This is a genomic window from Methylobacterium sp. WL18 (assembly GCF_008040015.1).
GTDB lineage: Bacteria > Pseudomonadota > Alphaproteobacteria > Rhizobiales > Beijerinckiaceae > Methylobacterium > Methylobacterium mesophilicum.
Genome location: NZ_VRVD01000249.1, coordinates 1 through 6,600, shown reverse-complemented (window position 1 = coordinate 6,600; position 6,600 = coordinate 1). Strand labels below are relative to the sequence as shown.

The 6,600-nt window shown below is 68.7% G+C and carries 7 protein-coding genes; all 7 read right to left on the bottom strand.

Features of this window, described 5'->3' with window-relative positions:
- Positions 1-963 (bottom strand): branched-chain amino acid ABC transporter permease (locus tag FV228_RS17140; protein WP_147855733.1); only part of this gene is annotated, 963 nt, incomplete at its 3' end.
- Between the two features lie 9 nt (positions 964-972).
- Positions 973-1,875, bottom strand: coding sequence for a branched-chain amino acid ABC transporter permease (locus FV228_RS17135; protein ID WP_147855732.1), 903 nt, complete (start codon positions 1,873-1,875; stop codon positions 973-975).
- A gap of 333 nt (positions 1,876-2,208) precedes the next feature.
- A complete protein-coding gene (locus tag FV228_RS17125; protein WP_147855730.1) occupies positions 2,209-3,441 on the bottom strand; it encodes an ABC transporter substrate-binding protein in 1,233 nt (410 codons plus the stop codon).
- A gap of 98 nt (positions 3,442-3,539) precedes the next feature.
- Positions 3,540-4,280 carry an ABC transporter ATP-binding protein gene (locus FV228_RS17120; RefSeq protein ID WP_187277789.1) on the bottom strand — a complete coding sequence of 247 codons (741 nt, stop codon included), beginning with the start codon at positions 4,278-4,280 and terminating at the stop codon, positions 3,540-3,542.
- Positions 4,273-5,025 carry an ABC transporter ATP-binding protein gene (locus tag FV228_RS17115; RefSeq protein ID WP_147855729.1) on the bottom strand — a complete coding sequence of 251 codons (753 nt, stop codon included), beginning with the start codon at positions 5,023-5,025 and terminating at the stop codon, positions 4,273-4,275. The genes FV228_RS17120 and FV228_RS17115 overlap by 8 nt, the downstream gene beginning before the upstream one ends.
- A gap of 91 nt (positions 5,026-5,116) precedes the next feature.
- Positions 5,117-5,809 carry a GntR family transcriptional regulator gene (locus tag FV228_RS17110; protein WP_147855728.1) on the bottom strand — a complete coding sequence of 231 codons (693 nt, stop codon included), beginning with the start codon at positions 5,807-5,809 and terminating at the stop codon, positions 5,117-5,119.
- A gap of 160 nt (positions 5,810-5,969) precedes the next feature.
- Positions 5,970-6,600 (bottom strand): SDR family oxidoreductase (locus FV228_RS17105; protein ID WP_147855727.1); only part of this gene is annotated, 631 nt, incomplete at its 5' end.

Genomic DNA, 6,600 nt, shown 5'->3' with positions numbered 1-6,600 from the left:
GGTCGGGACCGGGCGCGTCTTGCCCCGCTCGGCCCGGCGGCGGCGCAAGTGCAAGAACTCGCCGACGACGCCGCGCCGGAAGAACGAGACGCAGACGATGAAGATCAGGCCGATCACCACGGTCACGAGGTCGCCGATGGTCGCGAGGTAGTTCTGCAGCCCGACCACGAGTCCGGCCCCGAGCAGCGGTCCGAAGATCGTGCCGACGCCCCCGAGCAGGGTCATCAGCACCACCTCGGTGGAGGTGTGCAGCGAGACGTCGTTGAGGGAGACGAGCTGGAACACCAGCGCCTTCATGGCCCCGGCATAGCCGGCCACCGCCGCCGAGATCACGAAGGCCAGGAGCTTGAAGCGGTCGGTGTCGTAGCCGAGCGACGTCGCCCGCGCCTCGTTGTCCCGCACCGCCTGCAGGATCTGGCCGAAGGGCGAGTGGACCACGCGGTCCACGAACAGGAAGCCCGCCGAAAACAGCGCCAGCGTCACGTAGTACATCACCGTGTCGGAGGTGAGGTCGAGCCCGAACAAGCTGCCGCGCGGGATGCCCTGGAGCCCGTCCTCGCCGCCGGTCCAGCGGATCTGCACCGCCAGGAAATAGACGATCTGCGAGAGCGCCAGGGTGATCATCGCGAAGTAGATGCCCCGCCGCCGGATCGCGAGGCCGCCGATGGCGAAGCCGACCAGAGCCGCCGCGGCGACGCCCGCCACGAAGGCCGCCGGCATCCCCAGCGGGTGGTTGCCGAAGCGGATCATCAGGGCGCCGGTGACGTAGCCGGCGCTGCCCAGGAAGGCGGCATGCGCGAAGGACACGAGCCCGGTGAAGCCCAGGAGCAGGTTGAAGGCGCAGGCGAACAGCCCGTAGCACATCACCTTCATCACGAAGACCGGGTAGATCAGCCCCGGCACGAAGGGGACGGTGAGGGCGAGTGCGACCAGGACGAGGACGATCTTGAAGGTGTTCGACATCGGCTCCCCTCAGACTTCGCGGCCGAACAGGCCGGCCGGGCGCACCAGCAGGGCCAGCGCCATGATGACGAAGACCACCACGGTCGAGGCCTCCGGGTAGACCACCTTGGTCAGCCCCTCGATCAGCCCGAGGGCGAGGCCGGTCATCATCGCGCCGAGGATCGAGCCGAGGCCGCCGATCACCACCACGGCGAAAACGATGTTGAGCAGGTTGCCGCCCATCAGCGGCGTCACCTGCATGATCGGCGCGGCCAGCACCCCGGCAATGCCGGCCAGCGCCACGCCGAACCCGTAGGTCAGGGTGATCATCACCGGCACGTTGATGCCGAAGGCCTGGAGCAGGCGCGGGTTCTCGGTTCCGGCGCGCAGGTAGGCGCCGAGCTTGGTCCGCTCGAACAGGTACCAGGTGCCGAAGCAGATCAGCAGCGAGGCCACGACCACGAAGACGCGGTACTTCGGCAGCAGCATGAAGCCGACATCGACCGGCCCCTGCAGGATCTCCGGCGGCTCGTAGCCCTGGCCGGAGACGCCGAACACGTATCGGAAGCCCCCCTCCATCACCAGCGCCACCCCGAAGGTCAGGAGCAGGCCGTAGAGGTGGTCGAGATGGTAGAGCCGGCGCAGCAGCGTGCGCTCGATGACCATGCCGAACAGGGCGACGCAGAGCGGAGCCAGAACCAGCGCGACCCAGAAACTGATCTGGAAATCGGGATAGCCGAGCCAGGGCCCGATCTGGGTCAGCCCGATCCAGGCCAGGAACGCCGCCATCATGAACTGCGCCCCGTGGGTGAAGTTGATGATGTTGAGCAGCCCGAAGATGATCGCGAGCCCCATGCTCAGCAGGGCATAGAAGCAGCCGCCGATCAGGCCGATGGTGAGCTGGGCCATGAAGGCCTGGAAGGTGATGTCCATCGTGGGGTCACCGGCGGGTTGGAGGGGTCGGACGGTCTTTTCGGGGATGCGCCACCAGGGCTACGGCTACGCAGGGTCGAGACACGGTCGCTCTTGCAGGGCTCGACGTGCCCCCTCTCCCGAGCGGGAGAGGGTTGGGGTGAGGGGCCAGGTCTTTCCGGAGATGTCGCATCCCTCACCCTGTCCCTCTCCCGCTCGGGAGAGGGGACCTTCGCTTTCTACGGGCGACGATGTGACCGCGCCCGCCATGCAACCCTCTGTAGTCCGCTGCCACACCGGGGAGGGGACGCGCGCCATCCCGGAGGCCGGTGCGCGCCCTTGCGCGATATTGCTTCAGCCCTTGGCGTTGAGCGGGCAGGCATCGGAGGGCTTCGGGAACACGTCGTCGCCCTTCAGGACCGCCCGGACGTTGTAGAAGTCCCAGTCGCGCTTGGATTCCGCCGGCTTCTTCACCTGCAGGAGCAGCATGTCGTGGACGAGGGCGCCGTCGGCGCGCAGCTTGCCGTTGCGGATCACCGCGTCGTCGATGGTCATGGTGCGGAGCTTGGCCATCACGGCGCCGGCCTCGTCGGTGCCCGCCGCCTCGATCGCCTTCAGGTAGCTGAGCGCGGCCGAGTAGACCGCCGCCTGAGAGGCGCTCGGCATGCGCTTCATCTTGGCGAAGTACTTCTCCGCGAAGGCGCGCGAGCGGTCGTCGTAATCCCAGTAGAAGGCTTCGGTGAGGTACATGTCCTGGGCCTTGGCCAGGCCGAGGCTCTTCACGTCGGTGATGTAGGTGAGCAGCGGGGCGATCACCTGCTTGTCGCTGCGCCCGATGCCGTACTCGGCGGCCTGCTTGACGGCGTTGATCGTGTCGCTGCCGGCATTGGCCAGCGCGATCACCTGGGCGCCACTGCCTTGCGCCTTCAGCATGAAGGAGGAGAAGTCGCCGCCCGGGAAGGGATGGCGCGACACGCCCAGCACCTTGCCGCCCTGGGCCTCGACCACCGCGGAGGCGTCCTTCTCGAGGGAATGGCCGAAGGTGTAGTCGGCGGTGACGAAGTACCAGGTCTTGCGGCCGGTCTTCAGCAGCGCCTTGGCGGTGCCGGCCGCGAGCGCGTAGGTGTTGACCATCCACTGCGCGTTGAGCGGCGAGCACTTCTCGTTGATCGCCGCCATGGCGACCCCGGCCGAGAGCATCGTCACCCGGTTCTTCTGCTTGGCGATCTCCATCACGGCAAGCGCGGTCGAGGAGGTCGGGAAGTCGGCGATCATGTCGACCTTGCCCTGGTCGAACCATTCCCGGGCGAGGTTGGCGGCGATGTCGGGCTTGTTCTGGTGGTCGGCCGCGATGAGCTCGATCGGGGCGTTCAGCACCTTGCCGCCCATCTCGTCGATGGCGATCTGCGCCGCCACGGCCGAGCCGCGCCCGGTGAAGTCGGAATAGATGCCCGACAGGTCGTTGAGGATGCCGATCTTGACGACACCGTCGCTGACAGGCTCGGCGGCGAGCGCTGGCAAGAAGCCCGGGAAGGGGGCCGACGCGAGCGACGCGCCGAGCACGTAACCGATGAACCGTGACCGCATGTTCCCGCCTCCTGTTCGTCCCGAATACGCGCCCCTGCCGGAGCTTTGTCTGTGCGTCTCGTGTCCCGAAAGCCGGCCGCCACCTTTCGGGATGAGGCTCAGAGGCCGAGCAGGCGCCCGACCTCGGCCTCCCGTGCCGCCACCGCGTCGGCCGGGATCTCGGCCGCGACCCGCCCGTGCTCGATCACGTAGTGGCGGTCGGCGAGGTGCCGGGCGAAGTGGAAGTTCTGCTCGACCAGCACGATGGTGAAGCCGCGGCTCTTGAGCAGGGCCACCGCCCGGCCGAGCGCCTCGACGATGACCGGGGCGAGGCCCTCGGTGATCTCATCGAGCAGCAGGATGCGGGCGCCGGTGGTCAGGATGCGGCCGAGCGCCAGCATCTGCTGCTCGCCGCCCGAGAGGCGGCCGCCGCCGCTGTCGGCCCGCTCGGCCAGGTTCGGGAACAGCGCCAGCACTTCGGCCACCGACATCCCGTCGGGTCCGAGGCGGGGGAGGAGGGTGAGGTTCTCCTGGGTCGTGAGCGAGCGATAGATGCCGCGCTCCTCCGGGCAGTAGCCGAGGCCGAGCCGGGCGATCCGGTGCGTGCTGAGCCGGATCGTCTCCTGCCCGCGCACCCGCACCGAGCCGGCGCGCCGGTCGGTCAGGCCCAGGATGGCTTTGAGCGTGGTGCTGCGCCCGGCACCGTTGCGGCCGAGCAGCGTCACGCACTCGCCCTCACGCACCGTGAGGTCGATCCCGTGCAGGACGTGGCTCTCGCCGTACCAGGCTTCGAGCCCGCGGATCTCCAGGGCGATGGCGGCCTCGGGCAATTCGTTCTCAGGCAAGTCCACCTCAGGCATGCCCGCCTCCGAGATAGGCCGCCTTCACGCCGGGATCGTTGGAGACCTCGGCGTAGCTGCCCTGGGCGAGGATCTCGCCGCGCTGGAGCACGGTGATCGCGTCGCAGAGGTCGGCCACCACCGACATGTTGTGCTCGACCATCAGGATGGTGCGGCCCACGGCGATCCGCCGGATCAGCCGCTTGATCCGGTCGACATCGTCGAGGGCCATGCCCTGGGTCGGCTCGTCGAGGAGGAGGAGGGGCGGATCGAGGGCGAGCGTCGTGGCGATCTCGAGGGTGCGCTTGCGCCCGTAGGAGAGATCGGCGGCGTTGGTGTCTGCGTAATCCGCCAAGCCGACATCGGACAGAAGCGCCATGGCCTCGTCGTCGAGCACGGACAACGAGCGAATCGAGCGCCAGAACCAATATTGCGTCCCCAATCGCCGCTGGAGCGCGACGCGGACATTGTCACGCACGCTCATGTGCGGGAAAGTCGCCGAGATCTGGAACGAGCGCACGATTCCCCGCCGGGCGATCGCCGCCGAACTCTCGTGCGTGACGTCGGTGCCTTCGTAGAGGATGCGTCCGCCGGTCGGCGTGTGGACCTTGGTCAGCAGATTGAAGAACGTGGTCTTGCCGGCGCCGTTCGGGCCGATGAGCGCGTGGATGGCGTGACGGCGGACCGCGAAGTCGACGTCCCGGACGGCCGTGAAGCCTCCGAACGCCTTGGTCAGCCCCTCTGTCACCAATGCGTGCTCAGCCACGACACCCCCGCCGGCTCCGTCCCTGTAGATTGTATAAAATCTGCAGGTGCGTCAAGCGTCGTCTGCAACGACATCTGCACAATCAGCGGGCTCACCCGGCCTGGGCGTTCCGGTAGATCGCCACCAGCGATACGGCGGCGTGCGCGATATGCGCTTGCAAGAGTTCGGCCGCCTGGGAGATCCGGCCCACCTCGCAGAGCGCCACGATCTGCGTGTGCTCGTGATCGGCACGCGCGGTGTCCCCGGAAGCGGACAGCTGCAGCCGCGTCGGGCGGTCGCAATCCTGCAGCAGGGCGGAGACGATGCTGAGCGAGCGGGGGCGATCGGCGTAGCGCAGCAGATCGAGGTGGAAGCTTCGGTTCAGCTCGCCCCACCGGTCGACCTGGCCGGCCTCGAGGGCCGCGCCGTACCCGTCGGTGAGGCTGCGCAGCCTCCGGTAATCCGCCGCCCCGAAGCGGCGTGCGGAGAGCGCCAGCAGCGGCGGTTCGAGCTGTTCGCGCAGGCGGAAGATGTCTTCCACCTCCTCGACGGACAGGCCGGCCACCACCGCCCCGCGATGCGGCACGATCTTGACCAGCCCTTGCGCCTCCAGTTGCAGCAGCGCCTCCCGGACCGGGATGCGGCTGATGCCGAACTCCTCCGCCAGCGCGTCCTGGCGCAGCTGGATCCCGGGCGCGAACTCACCGTTCAGGATGCGCTGACGCAGCGATTCCGTGACCGCGGCCGAGACGGTCTTGTGGCGCAGGCGATCGGTGGCGGGGGACGGAGACGTCGGATCGGGCATCGGCACCTCGGAATGCGTGTAGATTTTATCCGAAGTTGATGCGCTGCGACAGACGGGGTCCTCACGGGGCCGGGACGTTGCCAGAAGGACGTCCCGCAGACCACCGGGCCGGCCCGACTGGGCGACGCCGCCCCCGCGGCGAGAGGGCCGGGGGTGCCGCTCAGTCCCCCCGTTCGCCGCGCAGGGTCTTCAGGCCGATGCCGGTCGCCTCGAAGCCGCCGTCGACGGCGAGCTGCTGGCCGGTGACGAAGGAGGCCCGTTCGGAGCAGAGGAACACGATCGCCTCCGCGAGTTCCGACTCCAGGCCGTAGCGCCCGAGGGGGACGGCATCGTGGTAGTCGGCGCGGATCTCCGGGCTGTGGACCGCCTTGGCCATCGCGGTGTCCACCGGCCCCGGGGCGACCGCGTTCACCCGGATCCCCAACTGCGCCAACTCGACGGCCTGCTGCTTCGTGAGCTGGGCCAGCGCCGCCTTGCTGGTGCCGTAGGCGGTCCGCAGCGTCGAGGCGCGCAGGCCCGAGATCGATGTGATGTTCACGATCGCGCCGCCACGTTCGGCGAGCAGCGGGACGGCCGCCTGCGTGCACAGGAACGGCCCCGACAGGTTCACGGCGAGCACCCGCGACCAATCGTCGAACGTGGTCTCCATCAGCGGCTTGAAGATCGCGATGCCGGCGTTGTTGACCAGCGCGTCGAGCCGCCCGAACCGGTCGGCGACCTGCCGCATCGCGCCTGCGACCGCTTGCGGGTCGGAGACGTCCGCGGTGACAGCCAGCACAGCCTCCGGCCGG

Coding starts and splice junctions, on each gene's coding strand:
- FV228_RS17135 (WP_147855732.1), bottom strand. CDS start 1,875: ATGGACATCACCTTCCAGGCCTTCATGGCCCAGCTCACCATCGGCCTG.
- FV228_RS17125 (WP_147855730.1), bottom strand. CDS start 3,441: ATGCGGTCACGGTTCATCGGTTACGTGCTCGGCGCGTCGCTCGCGTCG.
- FV228_RS17120 (WP_187277789.1), bottom strand. CDS start 4,280: ATGCCTGAGGTGGACTTGCCTGAGAACGAATTGCCCGAGGCCGCCATC.
- FV228_RS17110 (WP_147855728.1), bottom strand. CDS start 5,809: ATGCCCGATCCGACGTCTCCGTCCCCCGCCACCGATCGCCTGCGCCAC.